Origin of the sequence: Nocardia sp. NPDC050435, assembly GCF_040655395.1 — a bacterium.
In the GTDB taxonomy this organism is placed as follows: Bacteria; Actinomycetota; Actinomycetes; order Mycobacteriales; family Mycobacteriaceae; genus Nocardia.
The window spans coordinates 82622-101826 of record NZ_JBFAJW010000005.1 but is presented as its reverse complement, the minus strand read 5'-3'; the positions used below and the strand labels follow the sequence as shown (position 1 = coordinate 101826).

16 protein-coding genes are annotated in these 19205 nt (G+C 71.0%); 9 read left to right on the top strand and 7 right to left on the bottom strand.

The annotated features are described in order from the left end of the window. Positions 1-177: 177 nt before the first annotated feature. Positions 178-1236, top strand: a complete 1059-nt coding sequence (locus tag AB0I43_RS16405) for an NAD-dependent epimerase/dehydratase family protein (RefSeq protein WP_357432398.1) — start codon at positions 178-180, stop codon at positions 1234-1236. Between the two features lie 12 nt (positions 1237-1248). Here AB0I43_RS16405 and AB0I43_RS16400 read toward each other — a convergent pair whose 3' ends face one another. Continuing rightward, on the bottom strand, positions 1249-2625 hold the full coding sequence (locus AB0I43_RS16400; RefSeq protein ID WP_357432475.1) for a hypothetical protein: 1377 nt from the start codon (positions 2623-2625) through the stop codon (positions 1249-1251). A 280-nt stretch (positions 2626-2905) separates the two neighbouring features. Here AB0I43_RS16400 and AB0I43_RS16395 point away from each other — a divergent pair, with 280 nt between their 5' ends. The 3 genes from AB0I43_RS16395 to AB0I43_RS16385 are packed head-to-tail and all read left to right on the top strand — an operon-like array spanning position 2906 to position 5195. Next, positions 2906-3616 (top strand): DUF2064 domain-containing protein, encoded by a 711-nt coding sequence (locus AB0I43_RS16395; RefSeq protein WP_357432396.1) that lies wholly within the window; start codon positions 2906-2908, stop codon positions 3614-3616. Between the two features lie 50 nt (positions 3617-3666). Then, positions 3667-4785, top strand: coding sequence for a molybdopterin-dependent oxidoreductase (locus AB0I43_RS16390; protein WP_357432474.1), 1119 nt, complete (start codon positions 3667-3669; stop codon positions 4783-4785). Further along, positions 4782-5195 (top strand): hypothetical protein, encoded by a 414-nt coding sequence (locus AB0I43_RS16385; RefSeq protein WP_357432394.1) that lies wholly within the window; start codon positions 4782-4784, stop codon positions 5193-5195. The genes AB0I43_RS16390 and AB0I43_RS16385 overlap by 4 nt, the downstream gene beginning before the upstream one ends. 37 nt (positions 5196-5232) lie before the next feature. On the opposite strand, the gene AB0I43_RS16380 is transcribed toward AB0I43_RS16385, so the two are convergent. The 3 genes from AB0I43_RS16380 to AB0I43_RS16370 all read right to left on the bottom strand — a co-directional run bounded on the left by AB0I43_RS16380 (position 5233) and on the right by AB0I43_RS16370 (position 11886). After that, complete coding sequence (locus AB0I43_RS16380) at positions 5233-10698, bottom strand: carboxyl transferase domain-containing protein (protein ID WP_357432392.1); 5466 nt, start codon at positions 10696-10698, stop codon at positions 5233-5235. 70 nt (positions 10699-10768) lie between these two features. After that, entirely contained in the window at positions 10769-11467 is a 699-nt protein-coding gene (locus AB0I43_RS16375) for an acyl-CoA dehydrogenase (protein WP_357432473.1), read from the bottom strand. Then, a complete protein-coding gene (locus tag AB0I43_RS16370) occupies positions 11392-11886 on the bottom strand; it encodes an acyl-CoA dehydrogenase family protein (protein ID WP_357432472.1) in 495 nt (164 codons plus the stop codon). The genes AB0I43_RS16375 and AB0I43_RS16370 overlap by 76 nt, the downstream gene beginning before the upstream one ends. Positions 11887-12049: 163 nt before the next feature. On the opposite strand from AB0I43_RS16370, the gene AB0I43_RS16365 reads away from it, so the two are divergent. Genes AB0I43_RS16365 through AB0I43_RS16350 form a run of 4 tightly spaced genes read left to right on the top strand, consistent with a single transcriptional unit; the run spans position 12050 to position 15358 of the window. Beyond that, positions 12050-13204 (top strand): serine hydrolase domain-containing protein, encoded by a 1155-nt coding sequence (locus tag AB0I43_RS16365; RefSeq protein WP_357432390.1) that lies wholly within the window; start codon positions 12050-12052, stop codon positions 13202-13204. A gap of 51 nt (positions 13205-13255) precedes the next feature. Beyond that, on the top strand, positions 13256-13822 hold the full coding sequence (locus tag AB0I43_RS16360) for a TetR/AcrR family transcriptional regulator (RefSeq protein WP_357432388.1): 567 nt from the start codon (positions 13256-13258) through the stop codon (positions 13820-13822). 44 nt (positions 13823-13866) lie between these two features. Further along, positions 13867-14739: a hypothetical protein gene (locus AB0I43_RS16355; RefSeq protein ID WP_357432387.1), complete on the top strand. Its 873-nt coding sequence runs from the start codon at positions 13867-13869 to the stop codon at positions 14737-14739. A 55-nt stretch (positions 14740-14794) separates the two neighbouring features. Then, positions 14795-15358 carry a 3'-5' exonuclease gene (locus AB0I43_RS16350; protein ID WP_357432385.1) on the top strand — a complete coding sequence of 188 codons (564 nt, stop codon included), beginning with the start codon at positions 14795-14797 and terminating at the stop codon, positions 15356-15358. Here the strand turns inward: AB0I43_RS16350 and AB0I43_RS16345 are convergent. From AB0I43_RS16345 to AB0I43_RS16335, 3 genes are all read right to left on the bottom strand, one after another. Further along, the gene (locus AB0I43_RS16345) at positions 15321-16526 is read right to left on the bottom strand and encodes an MFS transporter (protein WP_357432383.1); all 1206 of its coding nucleotides are present in this window, start codon (positions 16524-16526) and stop codon (positions 15321-15323) included. The genes AB0I43_RS16350 and AB0I43_RS16345 overlap by 38 nt on opposite strands. A gap of 72 nt (positions 16527-16598) precedes the next feature. Continuing rightward, positions 16599-17192 (bottom strand): TetR family transcriptional regulator C-terminal domain-containing protein, encoded by a 594-nt coding sequence (locus AB0I43_RS16340; RefSeq protein WP_356979517.1) that lies wholly within the window; start codon positions 17190-17192, stop codon positions 16599-16601. Between the two features lie 31 nt (positions 17193-17223). After that, entirely contained in the window at positions 17224-17955 is a 732-nt protein-coding gene (locus AB0I43_RS16335; protein WP_357432381.1) for a hypothetical protein, read from the bottom strand. A 224-nt stretch (positions 17956-18179) separates the two neighbouring features. Between AB0I43_RS16335 and AB0I43_RS16330 the strand changes: the two genes are divergently transcribed. Next, positions 18180-19205: an NAD(P)/FAD-dependent oxidoreductase gene (locus tag AB0I43_RS16330; RefSeq protein ID WP_356979520.1), complete on the top strand. Its 1026-nt coding sequence runs from the start codon at positions 18180-18182 to the stop codon at positions 19203-19205.

Below are 19205 nucleotides of genomic sequence, written 5' to 3'. Positions count from 1 at the left end.
ATCGAACATGCGGATGGTGCTCGACCGATGACGAAACCGTGACGTCGACGCGCCGACGGGGAGTATGACGAAAGTCTGACGGTCGGTGCGCCGCGCCGCACTCACGGCTCGAAAACACCCGTGCGCGGTGAGAATCGCGGGATGACGACACTGCCAACCGCGAAGGCCAGGTGACCCGTGCGCGTGCTCTTGACCGGCGCGGCCGGATTCATCGGTTCCCATATCCAGCAGGCGCTCGAGCGCGCGGGCCACGAGGTCGTCGCGATCGATCTGATGCTCGCCGCCGCCCACGGACCGGAGGCGCCCGCCCCACTGGGCACCCACCACCTCGACGTGCGTGACCCCGAAGCGCTGGATTCGGTCCTGCCGGGCATCGATGCCGTGTGCCATCAGGCCGCGGTCGTCGGGGCCGGCGTGAACGCCCAGGACGCACCCGCGTACGCCAGTCACAACGATCTCGGCACCGCCGTGCTGCTGGCCGCGATGGACCGCGCGGGCTGCCGCCGCCTGGTGCTGGCGTCCTCGATGGTGGTCTACGGCGAAGGCTGTTATCGCGCAGGCGGTTCCGTGGTCGCGCCGCCCGGACGGACCACCGCGGACCTGCGCGCCGGGCGTTTCGAGCACCGGGACCCGGCGACCGGTGGCGAACTGGAGTGGGCCACGGTCGAGGAGAACGCGCCCCTGCACCCGCGCAGCCTCTACGCCGCCAGCAAACTCGCCCAGGAGCACTACGCCGCGGCCTGGGCCACGGCGACCGACTCCACCGTCACCGCGCTGCGCTATCACAACGTCTACGGCGACGGAATGCCCAGGGACACACCATATTCCGGGGTCGCGGCGATCTTCCGTTCGGCGCTGGCCGCGGGCGCGGCGCCCCGGGTATTCGAAGACGGCAGGCAGATGCGCGATTTCGTGCACGTCCGCGATATCGCGGCCGCCAACCTCGCCGCCCTCGAACAGCCCCTGGATCGGTTCACCGCGCTGAACGTCGCTTCCGGGCACCCGGTGAGCATCGGCGCGGTGGCGGGCATCCTGAGCGCGGCGCACGGCGGGCCGGATCCGGTGGTCACCGGCGAGTTCCGGTCCGGGGACGTGCGCCACATCGTCGCCAGCCCGGCGCGGGCCCGGCAGTTGCTGGGCTTCGCCGCCGCCGTCACCCCCGAGCAGGGCCTGGCCGAATTCGCCACCGCCCCACTGCGCGAGCTCGTCGCCGTGGGCGCGCCGGCCTGGCGCTGACCGGTCGCGGGCTCACCAGTTCGTCATCAGGAGGTGGGCCAGTACCAGTGCGCCGCCCGCCTGCACCGCCAGCCAGCCGCGGGCCGAGCCGCGCGGCAGGAGGGCGGTGCCGGCCAGCACCCAGATCTCGAAGGGCAGCCAGATCCGTTCGGTCTCGGCCTTGCTCAAGCCGCTGAGGTCCGCGGCGAGCAGTGCGACCAGGCCGCCCACCGCCAGCACCGCCGCCGGATCCAGCCGGGTGCGCCACACTCGCAGGGCCGCGGTCGAATTCGCGAGCACAGCGGCCGCGCCACGCCCGTCGGCCAGCGCGCGCGGGTCGGGCAGCCGCAGACCACGGAACACCAGGGGCAGCGCCGCGACAGCGGCCAGGCCCACGGCGCAGACCGTGGCGGCGAGATTGCCCCAGACCCAGTAGGTCCAGGGGCGCGTGGTGGCGATGCCCTGGTAATAGCGTTCCACCACCAGGTGATAGCCGTCGACCCACCAGAAGCCGGCGACCGCGAACGCCGCGACCACCGTTACGACGGCGGCCAGCGCCGGCAACGCCGCGCGGACGCCGGGCAGGCCGCGGACCGCGAGCACGAACAGCGCCGGAATCGCCATGAGGACCAGGCCGTAGTTGAGGAAGAGGCCGAATCCGAACAGGAGACCGGACAGCGCAGCGAGCCCCGGGCGGGTCCGGCGCGGGTCGGTCGCGACGGCGAGCAGGGCTACGGCCCAGGCGGTCACACCGGCGAACAGCGCGTCGGCGGACACCGCGATCCAGATCGCCGCGGGCGCGAGCGCCAGATACGGTGCGGCGGCGCGCGCCCGCCCCGGTGCGCCGAGCGCGCGAATCGCGACCAGCACGGCCGCGGTGGCGGAGGTGCCCGCCAGCACACACACCAGCGCCGCCCACGCGCCGCCGCCCAGCCCGATCCGGTCCAGCCAGACGAACACCAGCAGCGCGCCGGGCGGATGCCCGGAGACGTGGGTGGTCCACGAATCCGGTTGGTAATCCAGGATGCGACCCGCGAAACCGCGCACCATGGCCGGAATGTCGTGCACACCCGGCACTTCGTACAGATACTCGTGCCCGGAGGTCAGCCGCCGGGTGAAGCCGCGTTTCCAGCCGTCCACCATGGCCAGCGCGAACGCCCACGCGAACGCCGTCCCCCAGGTCGCCAGCAGCAGCCGCGGCCAGGACAACCGCGCCGCCAGCGCCGGCCCGTACAGCACGACCGCCGCGGCGATCGCCAGCGCCGGGACCGTCCCCCACCCGACATGCGGGTACCAGTGCCCGAAAATGGGTGCGGCCGCGGCGTAGATCGAGTCCCGCCAGCGCTCGGTCGCCAACCGCGGCACCACGAACGCGGCCGAAACCAGCAGCACCGCCGCCGCGCACGCCACCCGACCGACCCGGCCGACGCCGCCGTCCGGCTCCGCGCCGCCGCCGTCCAGTTCCGCGCCACCATCGCGCGGCTCCGCGCCAACGCCGTCCAGTTCGGCGCGCCCGTCCGCCGAACCCGCCCCGGCGGCATCGTCCGCCCGCACCTGTCGATCAGTCGAATTACGCACCCGCTCACCGTAGGAGCCCCGGCCCGCGCGGACCGGCCGCAACCTGCCTCGTCACACTTTTGTCACCGGCGCCAACGGCAAATCCGGGGTGGCGGAACTTAGCGTCGATACCGTGACGCAACCCGAACTGCAGCCGACCCCAGCGATCCTCGAGGCGACCGTGCTGGTCGTCGCCAAGGCACCCGTCCCCGGGTTCGCCAAGACCCGGCTGACCCCGCCGCTACGGGCCGCCGACGCGGCCGCGCTGGCCGCCGCGGCACTGCTGGACACCCTGGCGGCGGTCCGGGCCAGCCGGGTGCGCCACCGGGTGGTCGCGTGGACCGGCGAGCTCGCGCTGGCCGCGAACGCGGCGGAAATCGCCGGTGCCCTCGATGATTTCGAGGTCATCCCGCAGCGCGGCGCGAACTTCGGCGACCGGCTGGCGAACGCGCACGCCGACGCCGCCCGGCCCGGCCTGCCGGTCCTGCAGATCGGCATGGACACCCCGCAGGCCGGTGCGGAACTGTTGACCGACTCGGCGGCCCGGCTCCTGGCCGACGGCGACGCGGCACTCGGCCTGGCCACCGACGGCGGCTGGTGGGCGCTGGGCCTCACCGATCCCGGAGCGGCCCGGTTGCTCACCGAGGTGCCGATGTCCACCGATCGCACCGGCGAACTGACCCGGGACACGCTGCTGCGCAACGGAAATCGTGTCACCGAGCTGGCGGTGCTGACCGATGTCGACCACTACTCCGATATCGGTCCGGTCGCCGCCGGGTGTACCGGGCGCTTCGCCGCGACCGCCGCCCGCCTGGCCGCCGATCTCGCCGAGGCGAACCCGTGACCACCGCACCACCCGAGCGTCCCGAGAACGAATTCCTGCTACCCCCGGCGATCAGCGCGCGGATCTCCCCCGACCGGTCACCGGCGGTGGCCGCCCGGATCGGAATCGCCCTGGGCATCGCGGTGACGATCTGCTTCGTCACCGGTCTGCTCAGCCACTGGATCCAGCAGCCGCCCGGCTGGTTCCGGTGGCCGGCGAACCCGCCGTGGCTCTACCGGGTCACGCAGGGCGGGCACGTGCTCTCCGGGGTGATGGCCATACCGCTGCTGCTGATCAAGCTGTGGTCGGTCTACCCGCGCCTGTTCGCCCGCCCCCTGCTCGGCAACCCGCTGCACCTGCTGGAACGCGGCTCCATCGCCCTGCTGGTCGGTTCGATGATCTTCGAGCTGGCCACGGGCCTGGCCAACATCGCCCAGTTTTACCCGTGGCGGTTCTTCTTCCCGGCCGCGCACTACGCGATGGCCTTCGTCGCCTTCGGCGCGCTCGCGGTGCACCTCGCGGTGAAGCTCCCGATCGTGCGGGACGCCCTGTCGCGGCCGGTCGGCGAACCCGCCGCGGACCAGCCGCCGACGACCGGTCTTTCCCGGCGTGGACTGCTCGGCGCCGCCGTCGCCGCGACGACGGTCGCGGGTCTGGCGGTCGCCGGGCAATCGGTGCCGTGGCTGCGCTGGATCGCGGTGCTCGCGCCGCGCAGCGGCGAAGGGCCGCAGGGACTTCCGGTCAACCGGACGGCCGGACAGGCCGGCGTCACGGACACCGCCCGCGCCGCCGACTACCGGCTCGTGGTCCGCGCCGGAACGAACGAACGCGCCTTCACCCGGGCCGAACTCGAAGCGCTCCCGCAGACCGCGGCCATCCTGCCGATCGCGTGCGTCGAAGGCTGGAGCGCGTCGGCGCACTGGTCCGGCGTCCGGCTGCGGGACCTGCTCGCCACCGTCGGCGCGACCGGCCGACACGACGTCACGGTGCGTTCGCTCGAACAGAGCGGGCTCTACCGGATCACACAGTTGCCGGCAACCCATGTCGTCGACGATCAGACCTTGATCGCGCTGCGGCTCAACGACGCGGAACTGTCGCTCGATCACGGCTATCCGTGCCGCCTGATCGCACCGAACCGACCCGGTGTGCTGCAGACCAAATGGCTGTCCGAGATCGAGGTGCGGGCATGATCGTGATCCGAATCCTGCTGGTGCTCGGCGGAATCTGGCTGGGCTGGTACGGCATCGACCTGCTGCTCGCGCAGAACAGCACCGATCTGCTGTCGACGGGCCGGTGGTTCCTGGGCGGCATCATCGTGCACGACGCGGTACTCGCTCCCCTGTGCGCTGTTGTCGCGGTGGCGGCCCGCCGCCTGCTGCCGCCCCGGTTCTGGCCGACGGTGGCGTGGGCCGCGATCTGCACGCTCACCCTGACCCTGGTCGCGCTTCCCGTACTGGGCCGTTCCGGAGCCGTCGCGATGAATCCCACCGTGCTCGACCGCGCCTACCCGCTCGGGTTTCTACTCGCGGTCGCGGTGGTCTGGCTGGTGGCCGGGCTCGATCTCGTGCGCCGGGCCCGACGGAAAAGCCGCGCCGAATAAGAGCATTCGGCGCGGCTTCCCTGGTTGATCGAGCGGATCAGCCGGCCAGGCCGGCCTCGATCGCCGCGATGATGCGCGGGCGCAGCTCCTCGGTGCTGATCACCGCGTCCACCGAACCGACCTCGACCGCACGCCGGATGTTGTGCACCCGATCGAACTCGGCCGCGACCTCGCCCAGCTTCTCGGCGCGGACCGAGGACCGGACCTCGCCGAGTTCCGCGGTGAGCGCCGCGCGATCGGTGCCGGTCGCGTTCGCGGCGCGGGCGCCCAGATCGCGCACCCGCGGGTCGGCGGCGGTGCGGGTGTCGACCTCACCGGAGAACACCACCGCGGCGGCGGGCGCGCCGCCGAGCACCGAGGCGAACGAGCCGTCCACCGCGAGCACCGTCATGTTCGGGTTCAGCTTGTTGGAGAACACCACGAACGCGCCGCCGTGATACCGCGAGATCACGCAGAACACGATCGGCCCTTCGAAATTCACGACCGCGCGGCCGATTTCGGCGCCGTACTCCAGCTGCAACTTGCGCAGCGACTCCGGCGAACCGTCGAAGCCGGACAGGTTCGCCAGCACCACCAGCGGCCGGTTCGCGCTGGCCGCGTTGATGGCCCGCGCCGCCTTCTTCGACGACTGCGGGAACAGCGTGCCCGCGGTGTAGGTGTCGGGACCGTCGGTGGAGGGGAAACCGCGCCGCGCGATGCCGCGCGACTCGATGCCCAGCAGGCACACCGGGATACCGCCCATGTGCGCGTCCTGCACCACGGCGGTGTCGGCGTCGGCCATGCCCGCCCAGCGCTCCAGCACCGGATGGTCCTGGTCGGACACCGCCCGCATGACCGTGCGGATATCGAAGGGCTTCTTGCGATCCGGATTGGCCGCGGCCGAGAAGATCTCGCCCACGGTGGTGAAATCGCTGCCCGCCACCACGTGCGGGAAGGGCGAGACGTCGCGATCGACCGGGTCGCTGGTGCGCGCCCGGCGCGGGCTCTTCTCGTCCGGAGCGATGTAGGTGTGGTCGTAGTGCGCCATCAGCACATCACGCGCGCCGAGCAGACTCGGCGCCCAGTACTGCGCCTGGCCGTTCGGACCCATCACCCGGTCGTAGCCGCCGATGCCGAAATTGTCCTCGGCCGAGACGCCGCCGGAGAAGTCCAGCGCCTGCTTGCCGGTGAGCACCATCGCCGAATCCGGGGTCATCACCAGGATGCCCTTGGTGTGCATGAGCATCGTCGCCTCGGCGTTCCAGTACGGCTGCGCGCCGACGTTGATGCCCGCGACGACGATATTGATCTCGCCGCCGTCCTGGGTGAACTCGACGATCCGCTTGAGCGCGGCCGCCACCCAGTCCATGTTCTCGGTACCCGACTCCATGGAGATGCGGGCGCCGGCCGACAGCGCGTACCACTCCAGCGGCACCCGCATCTGCTCGGCCAGATCCAAGGCGGCGATCACCCGGCGGCACTCCGGCTCCGACAGCGCGCCCAGCGATTTCGTCGGATCGCCGAGCAGGACCACGCGGGTGACGCCCTCGGGGTAGCGCTCGGTCGGGGTGGCGACCACGCCCGCGACGATCGCCGCGCTGTTGCGGCCGCGCGGCCGGTCGACCGGGACCAGCACGTGCTCGTCGGTCATGTCGTACTCGGTGAACTGCCCCAGCAGACCGGTCAGCTCGTACGGGTAGACGGTGTTGCGGCTGGCCGCGCGCAGCACCTTCTGCCGGTAGGCGTCGATCGGCTCGACCACGTCGTCGGTCGGCTCGCCGACGGTGATCTCGGAACCGCCGTGCGCGTCGAAGGAGATGCGCAGCGCGACCTTCGTCAGCTCGCCCGTCTCCTGATCGCGCTCGCGAGCGATCAGCAGGATCTCCTCCAGGCCCGCGCCCGCCGTCGTCGGCAGCACGTGCCCGCCGATGATCGACTGCAACTCCGCGCGGGTGACATCGACCGGCGGCCAGATGTACATCACGATGCGGTTGGTGTTGAACCGCTTGTTGGAGGGCCGCTGCGACTGGGCCCGGCGCAGCGAATCCAGGCAGGTGGCGATGGTGATCTCCGCGGTCGGCAGCGCGCGCAGCCGGCCGTCCTGGTCGCGCAGCGTGGCCAGGTCGCGGACCTGGGCGAAGGCGATCAGGCGATCGTCGCCCGGGTTCTCCTTGGCGACGCAGCGGTACAGGTACACCTCTTCGTCGTCGGAGGACGGCAGGCGGGTGAGGTCGAACTTGCGCAGCCGCTCCATCTGCATCCGCTGCGCGATGTAGGGATGCAGGCCGCGGATCAGGCGTTCCTCGGCCATGCCCGTGGCCGACTGCCGGAAGGTGAAGTGGTGGTGCATGACCGCACCGCCGCTGCCGGCGACCGTGGCGGTGATCCGGTGGATCTGGTTCGGCAGGGCGTGCGCGGCGATCGCCTCGCCCAGCGCCGCGGCGGCCGCGTCGAAATCGTCGGGCTGGTCTTCCCAGCTCAGGTAGATGTCGACGTCGACCGGGGCCGCGCCCGTGGCCAATTCGGTGAGACCGCGCAGGGTGGCGTCGAGCGCGTCGAAACGCACGGCGGCCGAGACCAGGCTAAGCCCGTCGCGCTCGGCGACCACGAAGGTGCAGCCGTCGAACTCGGCCGTGCGGACATCGGTGAGGCCCTTGTTGCCGTAGTAGCGGCGGGTCAGCACCTCGAGCATGACCGTGTTGTCGAGCTTGCCGCGCTCCAGGCGCTGGCCGAGCAGCCGCACCAGCGGCTCGGTGCTGCGCACCATCTCCGACACGCGCTCGGCGCGGTCGGCCGCACCCGGATTGGCGTCCAGGTGGGTGAGGTTGCGGCGGACGTTGGTGTAGACCCGCGCCCGGTTGCGCCGCAGCAGCGGCAGGCCGTACCAGGCGTAGACGACACCGCGGGCCAGGTCGGCGATGACCGGGAACCGCACCTGGGTCGCGGCCATCAGCCGCTCCAGCGCCAAGCCGACCGGCTCGCGCAGCACCTGGTCCGGCACCGGCTCCGGCAGCCACTCGCGCAGCAGCGTGGTGATCACCGGCGTGGTGTCGGCCAGGCGTTGCTGGGCCAGGAAGACCCGGAACACCGCGGCCTCCAGCTCGGGGGTGCGATCCAGTTCGGTGACGCCGTAGTGCGCGAGGGCCTTGGCGAGCTTGTCCTGGAACGACTCCGGCACGCCGGCCCGCTCCACGTCCAGGCTCTGCAGGTAGGTGTGGAAGTACTCGCGGGCGCTGTAGACGTGCCCGGAGCCGTCCTCTTCCAGCGAGCGGTTGTGGCTCAGCTCGGCGATGTCGGCGAAGACCTCGATGAGCTCGAGTTCCTCGGCCAGCGGACGGCGGCCGTCGCGGACGGCTGTCGCCCGCGCGGCGAGGTAATCGTCGAGCACGCGGCGCTCGTCGTGCGGGTCGACGTCGAAGCCGAGCAGCAGGCTGCGCAGATCCTCTTGGCCGCGGGCGGTGCGCTCGTCCGGCAGCACCTGGTCGGGCGCGGCGGGCAGGTCCAGTTCGACGGTGTCGCCGACCGTCTGCTCCTCGGCCTCGGCCTCGTCGACGATCGGCTCCAGGCGCAGCAGCGGCGCGCCCGTCTCGACCTGGGTGCCGACGGAGACGACGCACTCCTTGAGCCGGGCCTTGAACGGCGCGCGCAGCACCGTCTCCATCTTCATGCTCTCCAGCACCAGCACCGGCGCGCCGGCCTCGACCTCGTCGCCGACCTGCAGCGGCGTGGCCACCACCAGCGCGGGGGCGGGCGAGCGGACGACACCGCCCTCGTCGCGGCTGACCCGGTGCGTGACGCCCTCGACGTCGACCAGGTGGATGGTGCCGTGGGTGCCGGTGATCAGGCGGTAGCGCACGCCGTTGACCACGATCTGGCCGGTGTAGCGGTCGAACCGCTCCAGATCGACGTCAGCGGTGCTGATCTCGCCGCCGGCCTCGATGCCGATGCGGAAGCGCTGCGCGCCGATGCGGGCGACCCGCACGCGGTAGCCGACGCCGCGCAGCTTGAGGTCGAGCGGGCGACCGCTCTCGTGCTGCACCTGCGGCCGGCCGCCGGAGGCGGTGGACAGCAGCCGCTGCTGCTCGATCTGCTCTTCTTCCTCGTAGGCGTCGATGGCGGCGGCGGCCAGCGCGACGGCCGAGTGCCGATGCGAGATCAGCCGGCCCTCGCCGCGAACGCGGTCGATCCAGCCGGTGTCGGCGCTGCCGTCGATCACCTCGGGCTGGTTCAGCAGGTCGAGCACGAAGCTCTTGTTGGTGGCGCCGCCCTCGATGATCACGCGGGTCTCGGCCATGGCCCGGCGCAGGCGGCCCATGGCCTGCTCGCGATCCCGGCCGTAGGCGATGATCTTGGCGATCATCGAGTCGAAATCGGCGGGGATGGTGTCACCCTCGCTGACGCCGGTGTCGACCCGGATACCGGGACCGGCGGGCAGGTCCAGCCGGGCGATGCGGCCGGGGGCGGGCGCGAAATCACGATCCGGATCCTCGGCGTTGAGCCGGGCCTCGATGGCGTGGCCGCGCTCGAGCGGGCGCTCGCCCTCGAGCCGGCCGCCCGCGGCCACGTGCAGCTGCGCGCGCACCAGATCGAAATCGGTGGTCACCTCGGTGATCGGGTGCTCGACCTGCAAACGGGTATTGACCTCGAGGAAGGCGAACAGTTGTTCGCCCGGGTGGTACAGGAACTCGACGGTGGCCGCGCCGCGGTACTCGACGGCGATCGCCAGCCGCTCGGCCGAGGCCTTGAGCTCGGCGACCTGATCGGGGCCGAGCACCGGCGAGGCCGACTCCTCGATCACCTTCTGGTTGCGCCGCTGTACCGAGCAGTCCCGCACACCCAGGGCCCAGGCCGCGCCCTGGCCGTCGGCGATGACCTGCACCTCGACGTGCCGCGCGCCGGTGACCAGGCGTTCCAGGAACACCACGCCGCTGCCGAAGGCGCGTACCGCCTCCTGGCGGGTGCGCTCGTAGGCGTCGACCAGTTCGTCTTCGTTGGAGATCATGCGGATGCCGCGGCCACCGCCGCCGGCGGTCGCCTTCAGCATCAGCGGGTAGCCGATCTCGGCCGCGGCGGCGCTGGCGGCCTCCACGGTCTCGACCGCGCCGCGGCTCCAGGGTGCGACCGGAACGCCGACCTCCTCGGCGATCAGCTTCGCGCCGATCTTGTCACCGAGTTTGCGCATGGCATCCGGGCTGGGGCCGATGAAGGTGACCCCGATCTGTTCGCACAGTTCCGCGAACGCCGGATCTTCGGCGACGAAACCCCAGCCGACCCACGCCGCTTCGGCGCGGGTCGCGACCAGGGCCTTTTCCAGGGCCTTCAGGTCGAGGTACGGGCGCGCCGCTGCCGGGCCGAGGTCGTAGGCGACGTCGGCCTCGCGCACGAATGTCGCGTTGCGATCGACATCGGTGTACAGGGCAATCGTCTCGATCGACCGTCCAGTCTCTGCCGCGAGATCCCGCACGGCATGAATGAGGCGCATGGCGGCCTCGCCCCTGTTCACGATGGCGATGCGGTTGAACACTCGCCGGCTCCTTCCGTCCGTTGCTGTGGTTTGGCCCTTAGGTAAGCACGTTCACTATCGCTTCTGCGAGTTACTCGTCGGTCACCTGGAGCACCTCACGACCGATTTCCCCAGCCATGACTTCTGTCGAGTACGCCATGAGCTGACCCGCTTCGGCGTCACGCAGATGTCGTTGGATCGGAGACTGTTTCAAATAACCCGAGGCACCGCCGACGCGAACGCCCAATTGCGCGACCTCTACGGCAACTTTATTCGCCAGGTACTTCGCGCGCATCAGGGTGGGGAAAAAGCTCGGCAGCCGATTGTCGGCCTCGGACAGTCCACGATCGTAGAGCGCATGCGCTGCCGCCAAACGCGATTCGACATCGGCGACCTCGAACTGTACCCACTGCTGGTGCGCGAGCGGCTTCTCCAGGATGATCCGGCCGCGCGCGTGCGCCACCAGCGCCGCCAGCGCGGCGTCCGCGACACCCAGCGAAATCGCTGGTAGACCGGCCGGAATCACCTGGAAATCGGTAGGTCCGGGCGCCCGTCCACGGTATTCGGCGCGCAGCGGTGTCTCGTCGAAGGCCAGCAGCTGACTGCGAGTCGCGCGCAAACCCAGGGTGTCCCAGATCGGAATAATAGAAACCGACTGGTCTGGCATCGGCACGCCGAAGAACGCGGGCGCCCCGTCCACCCGGGCGTTGACGATCAGATAGTCGGCGATCTCGGCGCCGGAGACGAAACGTTTCGCACCGCTGAGCGTCCAGCCGCCCGGCGCGGCGATCGCGTCCTGCTGCGGATTGAGAAATCGGTTGCCGCTGGCCGGTTCGGACAGAGCGTTCGCGAAACGTTTACCTGCCAGTAGTTCTTCGGCGAAAAAGGACCCAGGGTCTCGCGCGTGAATTCCGCGAGCCCGACCGCGGCGCCCGCGTGCATCAGCCAGATCGTCGCGGTGGAGGCGTCGGCCGCGGCCAGCACGCGCAGCAGCCGTCCGAAGCCCCGGTAACTGAGACCGGTGCCGCCGACCCACTCGGGCAGCACCGCGCGGTCGGCGCCCGCCTCGTGCAGGGCCCGCAGGTTCGCGGCCGGGATCTCGGCCCGCTCGTCGTAGGCGGCCGCGGTGTCGGCGAATCCGGCGGCGAGTTCGGTGACCCGGTCCAGCAGCTTGACTTCGGCTTCGGGCAGCGGGGGATGGTCGATCATGATCACGAATTGCTTTCTGGTCGAAGGAAATCGACGAAACTCGCCCGGACGTTACCCGGCGCCGAGGCGATTCTCCGGCGTTCCGAGGGTGGTGTCGCCACCACCGCGGATCGGGGTGTTAGCAGGCTGATAACCAGCGCCTGCGCTCCGTAGTTTGGTGCCGGTGAAACCGAAACTAGCGATTCTGATCGCGGCGCTGATCGGCGCGGTCTCGTGCGGCGCGGACCAGGCCGAGCCCGGGCCGGAAGTCGGCCGCGAAGCGGTCGCCGCCGCACTGAACGACGCGGTGCGGCTGGGCTTTCCGGGCGGCCAGGCGGTCATCGACGATCGCGGCGAGGTCTGGAAGGTGAGCGCAGGCGCGGGCGATCTGGCCACCGGCGCACCGTTCGCCGACGACGCACGCTTCCGGATCGCCAGCAATACCAAGACTTTCGTGGCCACGGTTGCGCTGCAACTGGTCGGCGAGGGCAGGCTCGAACTGGACGTGCCGGTCGAGCGCTACCTGCCGGGCGTGGTGCACGGCCCGGGCATCGACGGCGGCCGGATCACCCTCCGAAACCTGTTGCAGCACACCAGCGGTCTACCCGAATTCGCGGCGGAGTTCGGCGCGACCCCGGCACCCCACCAGATCGACTATCTCTCCCCGCAGGTGCGCTGGCAGATCGCGGACGTACCCGCCATCCTGCGTTCCGCCCTGAACGCCCCCGCCGACTTCGAGCCGGGCTCGAAATGGGCCTACTCCAATACCAATTACGTCGTCGCGGGCATGGTGATCGAGCAGATCACCGGCACTTCCGTCGGCACGGAGATCACCCGCCGCATCCTCGAGCCGCTGGCATTGCGCGACACCTACTACCCCGAGCCCGGAGAAACAGCCCTGCGCGGCCCACATCCGATCGGCTACAGCGAAGTCCGCGGCGAGCGCGTCGACTACACCGATCAAAACGTGTCCGCGGCCGGCGCGGCGGGCGCGATGGTCTCCACCGGCGCGGACCTGGCCCGCTTCTTCGCCGCGCTGCTCGACGGAAAGCTGCTGCCCCCTGCGCAATTGGCCGACATGCAGCAGGTCCGGGCGATCGAGGGCAGCAGCACGATGACCTACGGACTCGGGTTGCTGCGGCTCACCCTGCCGTGCGGGCTGGAGTTCTGGGGGCACAACGGCGGCATCCCCGGGTCGCTGACCTACGGCGGCGTCGTGCCCGCGACCGGCCGCGCGGTGGCCGTCGCGATGAATCAGGACTTCGTCGACGCGGAGCGTTTCCCCGCGCCGGGCCGGGTTCTCACGGCCGCGCTCTGCGCCGGGCAACCGGCCCGATAACCCGTTCCGCCGCGCGGTCGCCTACGGTGGCTCCCGGAGAGGAGCCGCACCATGGGCGTTGCGCGCACTCCACGCCGGGCGTGGATCGAACAGGGACTGCACACCTTGGCCGCCAGCGGGGTCGACGCCGTCCGCGTCGAAGTGCTGGCCAAAACCCTCGGCGTGACCAAGGGCGGTTTCTACGGCTACTTCGCCGATCGCAACAGTCTGCTCGAGGCGATGCTCGACGAATGGGAACGCGAGTGCACCGTGGATGTGCTCGAACGTGTTGCGAGCGTTGATGATCCGCGCGACCGCGTGGTGCTGGCCGGACGACTCACCCTCTCCGGCGACCGCCTGCTCGGCATCGACCTCGCGATCCGCGACTGGGCCCGCCGCGATCCCGCCGTCACCGAGCGCCTGCGCCGGGTCGACGACGTCCGCATGGGCCTGCTGCGCGACATGATCGGCACCTTCTGCACCGACCCCGACGAAATCGAGGCCCGCAGCCTGCTCGCCTTCTGCCTGGCCATCGGCAACCACTTCCTCGCCGCCGGCCACCCCGGCCGCACCCGCGAAGAGGTCCGCGCCCGCGCCTCCGCGATCATCCTCGACCGTCCTGCCGCGTCCCCCGAATAGCCGCGGCTCGTGCCGGGAGCCGGTGTTCGTGGCACGGTGGAGGAATGCGCATACGGGGGAAATACTGGGTGAGCATCGTCGCCGCGCTGGTGATCGGGCTGGTCCTGGGTGCCGTGCTGGCCCGCCTGGCCGACGGGAACGACTTCGGCCCCCATGGCCGTACCATCTCCGTCCACGATGTCGGTCTTGCCGAGCTCGTCCTGTTCGTACCCACACGCGGGTTGCCGCCGGAGGGCGACGCGATCCTGCGCTCGGCGGCGGAGGTGACGCAGTACGCGGGCCGCTTCGCCAACTACTCCGGGGTGGAGCAGGAGCTGGTGCAGGAGAAGCTGTCCGGCCGCGATCTGGACCGCGAGACGTTGATCGCGTTCACCTGGGGCGGTACCTGCGCACCGGGCGACGGCGCGAAACTGACCACCGCCGATGGCGGCGCGAGCTACTCGACCCGCCTCACCGGCGCCTCCGACGGGCCCGAGGAGTGCTACGCCCGCTGGGAACATCTGGCGGTCTTCGCGATGCCGAAAGGCGAGGTCCGGCCCGACGCCCGCCTGGCCACCAACCTGCTCGGCGCACCCGGCCCCGCGAGCCTGCTCGCCTTCGAGCGGATCGATCGCACGGATCCGCGCGGCATGGAGATCAGCCAGCTCGATCAGCTCGAGACCTTCCTGCGCGGATTGCCCCCGGGCACAGCGGATTCGATCCGCGCCGAGGTGCTGGACCGCGGCCGCGACCTGCGCGCCTTCGGCTTCGTCCTGCTCGGCTGTCAGAACGACAGCGCCTACCTGGCCATTTCGAAACAGCAGCTGCACCCGGTGCCGACGGGCGGCGAGAACATCAGATGCGTGACCGCTGACCACTATCTCGCCGTCTTCACGGTCCCCGCCGAGTTCGTGCCCGCCTCGGCCCGAATCGGCTGACCGGCGGGCGCTAATTCGATTGAGCGGAGCGCAGAGCGAGTCCTAGGCTCGGCCGATGAATCAAGGACTACTCAATGTCGTCGACGTGGAGGCGACCTGCTGGGAGGGCAAACCGCCGCCGGGCGCGGTCAACGAGATCATCGAAATCGGGCTCACCGTAGTCGATCTGGACGCCGGTGCGCGAATCGCCAAGCACCGCATTCTGGTTCGGCCCACACGCTCCACGGTCAGCGAATTCTGCACCGAGCTCACCGGCTTGACCCAGGACGAGGTCGACACCGGCGTCTCCTTCGCCGCGGCCTGCCGGGTGCTCGCCGCCGAGCACTCCGCCGGTACCCGGCCGTGGGCCAGCTGGGGCGATTACGACCGCAAACAGTTCCTCGCCCAGTGCCGGGCAACCGGCACCCCGTACCCGTTCGGCGCGGTATACACCAACGCCAAAATGCTGTTCTCCGAGGCATACCGGCTCAACCGCCGCCAAGGCATGGCAGGCGCGCTCGGCATCGCCGGTCTCCCCTTGGAGGGGCGGCACCACAGCGGAGCCGACGACGCCTGGAACATCGGCGCACTCGTCCTGGAGATCATCGCTCGGGACGTCTGGCGCCCGACCGCGCCCTGAGCCGGGTGGCCGCGGGAGCCTCCGCGCGCGCCGCCATGCCCAGCAGCACCAGAGCGCCGGCACCGAGCACAGCCGCGACGATCGGAAGCTGTTCGGCCCCGGCCCAACTCAATGTGAGCCCCCCGACCGCGCCACCGAGCGCGACCCCGAGATAGGTTCCGGACGTGTTCAGGGCCAGCGCCTGCCCCGCGACCGGACCGGCGAGCAGGTAGAGCCGGGCCTGGATCGCCGGCGCGTTCCAGAACGCGATGCCGCCCTGGAGCGTCCCGATCCCCATGATGACGAAAAGCGGTACCGGACGGAGGAATCCGAGCCCCCACAGCACCACCATGGTGCCCACGAAGCTGCCGATCCCGACCCGCAGGCTGCGATCCGGCCCCCAGCGGTCGGTGGCCAGCCCACCCAGCCACACCCCCGCGAGCCCGGCCGTTCCGGACAGCGCGAACGCCAGTGCCCGCTGATCGACGCCGGCCCGGCTGACGGCGGCGAAAAACGATGCCTGGTAGGTCAGCATCATCATCGAGCCCGTCATCAGGACGCAGTTCGCCAGGAGCCCGAGCGACACCGGCGGACTTCCGAGCACCCGCAGTTGCTCGGCGAGTCCCGGCACCCCACCGGCGCGCTCAGCGTCCGGCAGCGTGCCCAGCAGGAAGACCAGCGCGGCCGCCCCGGCGATCGCCATCGCGAGAAAGGTCGCGTGCCAGCCGAATCGGCCGCCGATCCAGGTGCCGATCGGCACTCCGGCGGCGAGCGATCCGGTGACGCCGAGCGCCACGACCGCGACGTAGCGGCCGGTGCGTCCCTCCTGCGCACGCTCGGCCGCGTAGGCGAACAGCGCCGGGGTCGCGGCCGCCGCCGCGAGCGCCGCCAGCACCCGCAGGATCAGCAGCATCGTGAACGAATCCGCCACCGCGGCAGCCAGGTTCGCGCCGATGAAGATCAGCAGCGCGACCCCGAACAACAGCCGTCGGGAGACGCGCGCCAGCGCGATTCCGGCGACCGGCGCGGCCAGCGCGACGGTCACGGAGAACACGGTCACCAATTGACCGGCCCGCGCCTCGCCGACACCGAACTCCCGCGCGATCTCGGGCAGCACGCCCGCGATCACGTAGTCGTCGGTGTAGAGAACGAAAGCGCCGGCGAACAGGGCGAACAGCCACGCGGGCACGATGAGACTCCTTCGCGCAGAACGGTTTCCCCGGGGCCGCGCAGGCGCCGGGTCGGAAATTATGGGGTCAGGTCAGGCGGACAGCACCGAATCCAGGTGCGCCCGCAGGGTTGTGCGCATTCGCTCGACGGACAGCGATCCGTGCGGCGTCACCGCGTCGATCGCCAAGCCCCCGATCACCGCGGCCAGTTGTTCGGCCCGCTCGGCGGGCTCGGCAACCCCGAGGACGCGCAGCGCCTCGGTCAGCACCAGCCGCAGGTCGGCGGCCATCCGCTCGGTCACCGGCGCGAAGAGGGGGTTGACCCGCGCGGCCAGGATGAATTCCAGCAGCACGATCGACTCGGTTCGCCGAGCCTCGTCCACCGGCAGTAGTTCCTCGACCAGCGCCCGCAACGCGTCCGCGGCGGCCGCGCCCGTCAGTCCGCGCAGCGCCGCGGTGGGGTGCCGTTCGAGCCGAGCGCCCATGCGATCGCCGACCTCGGTGGCGGCGGCGACCAGCAGATCCCGGTGATCCTCGAAGTAGTGCCGCACCGAACCGATGTTCAGACCGGCCTCGACCGCCACCTTGCGCAGCGACAGGCCGGCGAAGCCCTCGGCTACCAGCAGCCGGAACGCCGCGTCGACCACATCCCTGCGTCGCTGTTCCGCGTCGATCCGTGCCGGCATGAACTCAATTTATCACAGCTGTGATAAATAGTTACTCCAGCACCCGCAGCCCCAGGCGACGAGCGATCAGTTTGGTCAGCACATCCGGCACGGCGGACAGCACGTCGGCGGTCTGCTCGGGCCCGGTGCCGTAGGTGTGCGCGGCAACCGTGAACCCCATGCCGTAGGACGCCGAGGCGACCTCGACGGTGTCGTAGTCCGACCAGCCCCACTTGGTGCCGATCACTCCCGGCAGCCAGGCCGTCCCCCAGTCCTGGACGGTGCCGTCGGCGGCCACGCTGCCGGGCTGCGACATCCAGTCCAGGATTGGCGACTCGGGGTCGCTGACCCGCTTCTTGTTCAGGAAGTCGGCGACGTCGGCGGTGCTGGTCGTGCTCATCTGCCAGCTCTCGTGCGGATGCGTTGCGCGCAAACCGTATTCGGCGGCCACCTCCGCGATGGCGTTCGGATATTTGGCGGCCAGCGTGTTGGCGGCGCCGTCGTCGGAGTAGCGGATCATGCGTTCGGCCAGGGCGCGGTCCTCGGGCGAGCGGTCGCCGTGGCGCAGCGCGTAGTCCACGATGTAGAGCTTCGCCAGCGACAGCGCGCCGCGCTCGTCGTGCTCGTTGGGCGTACCCCACTGCACGTTCGGCAACGAGGTGCGCACCGAGATCGAGGTCCGCGGCGGGACCTCGGGGTCGAGCGGGTCCGCCCAGGCGGCGGGCGCGCTCATCAGGCAGCCCAGTGCCACGGTCACCACGGCTAGTCGCACCGAACGGCCCATCGGGCCACCTCCCAATCCGCTGGTCAACTCGACCGAATCAGCTTGCCGACCGGAGGCGGCCGAAGGGTGGAGGCGGTATCCGACACGCGGGCGGCACGAAGGCACCCTGGCCAGTGTCGGCCCCGGCGGGCCCGGGCCGCACTGGCCCCTTCGCCACGGCTAAAGGTATTCTGCCGCAAGCGATCCGCTGTTCTGGGTAGGTGTTCGGGAGTCTAGGGGGACCAATGGTCACGGTCATCGGTGGCGGCATCGCCGGAACCGTCCTGGCGGGGGCGCTGGCCCGGCACGGGCACCCGGTCACGGTCTACGAACGGCAGAGCGGCGCCGGCGGCGGCGCGTTCCTGGTGCTCGACGGGCACGCGCACGAGGTGCTCGACCGGCTCGGCGTCCCGGGCGCGGACCTGCACGCGGCCTCGTATCCGGTGCGGGAACTGCGTTTTCACCATCTCCCCGAGGGCCGCCGCGTCGCGGACGGGCACGGCCAGCGGCTGTACCGGCGCACGGAGCTGATGCGGGTGCTGAGCGAATTCGCGGCCGCGGCCGATATTCGCTACGACACCCCGGTCACCCGCCTGGATCCCGAAACCGGCGCCCTGTTCAGCGGCGCGCGCGAGATCAGCGGCCCCGGCCTGGTGCTTGCCGCGGACGGCACCGACTCCCTCGCCCGCCGCCGGCTCGAACCCGAGCGCGCCGCGCGCTACGCCGGGCAGATCATCGTCTACGGCACGGCCACGCGGCCGGTGCAGCTCCCCACCGAGCCGGAGACCATGCATTTCGACGGCGTGCCCGGCCCCGGCCCGCTGCCGCTGGCCACCTTCGGCCAGCACTGGTCCGGCGCCACCGCGTCCTGGTTCGTACGACTGACCCGGGACCCGATCCCCCAGCAGGACAACGGCACGCACCCGACGGCGCGCTGGTCGGACGTGCTCCGCCAAGCCGCACCGCGCCTGTCCGACACGCTCGACGCGCTGCTGGCCGCCACCGATCAGGTGCACGTGTCGAACACCCGCATCGTTCCCTTCGCCGACGCCGCGCCCCCAGCCGCGCCGGTGATCCTGTGCGGGGACGCCGACCACGCCATCACCCCGGCCGCCGCCCGTGGCGCCCGCGAAGCCATCGACGACGCCGCGGCCCTGATCACCGCCCTCACCACCGGCGCGGACCCGGCGGCCGCGATGGCGCGCCGCCGGGTCGAGATCACCGCCGAGCGCGAGCAGTCCCAGCGGCGCTTCGCCCCGCCACGCCGGTAA

What these genes read in the sequence shown, in the direction of transcription:
- AB0I43_RS16385 (WP_357432394.1), top strand. Translation starts at nt 4,782, where the DNA reads ATGATCGTGATCCGAATCCTGCTGGTGCTCGGCGGAATCTGGCTGGGC.
- AB0I43_RS16370 (WP_357432472.1), bottom strand. Translation starts at nt 11,886, where the DNA reads ATGATCGACCATCCCCCGCTGCCCGAAGCCGAAGTCAAGCTGCTGGAC.
- AB0I43_RS16360 (WP_357432388.1), top strand. Translation starts at nt 13,256, where the DNA reads ATGGGCGTTGCGCGCACTCCACGCCGGGCGTGGATCGAACAGGGACTG.
- AB0I43_RS16355 (WP_357432387.1), top strand. Translation starts at nt 13,867, where the DNA reads ATGCGCATACGGGGGAAATACTGGGTGAGCATCGTCGCCGCGCTGGTG.
- AB0I43_RS16350 (WP_357432385.1), top strand. Translation starts at nt 14,795, where the DNA reads ATGAATCAAGGACTACTCAATGTCGTCGACGTGGAGGCGACCTGCTGG.
- AB0I43_RS16340 (WP_356979517.1), bottom strand. Translation starts at nt 17,192, where the DNA reads ATGCCGGCACGGATCGACGCGGAACAGCGACGCAGGGATGTGGTCGAC.
- AB0I43_RS16335 (WP_357432381.1), bottom strand. Translation starts at nt 17,955, where the DNA reads ATGGGCCGTTCGGTGCGACTAGCCGTGGTGACCGTGGCACTGGGCTGC.
- AB0I43_RS16330 (WP_356979520.1), top strand. Translation starts at nt 18,180, where the DNA reads ATGGTCACGGTCATCGGTGGCGGCATCGCCGGAACCGTCCTGGCGGGG.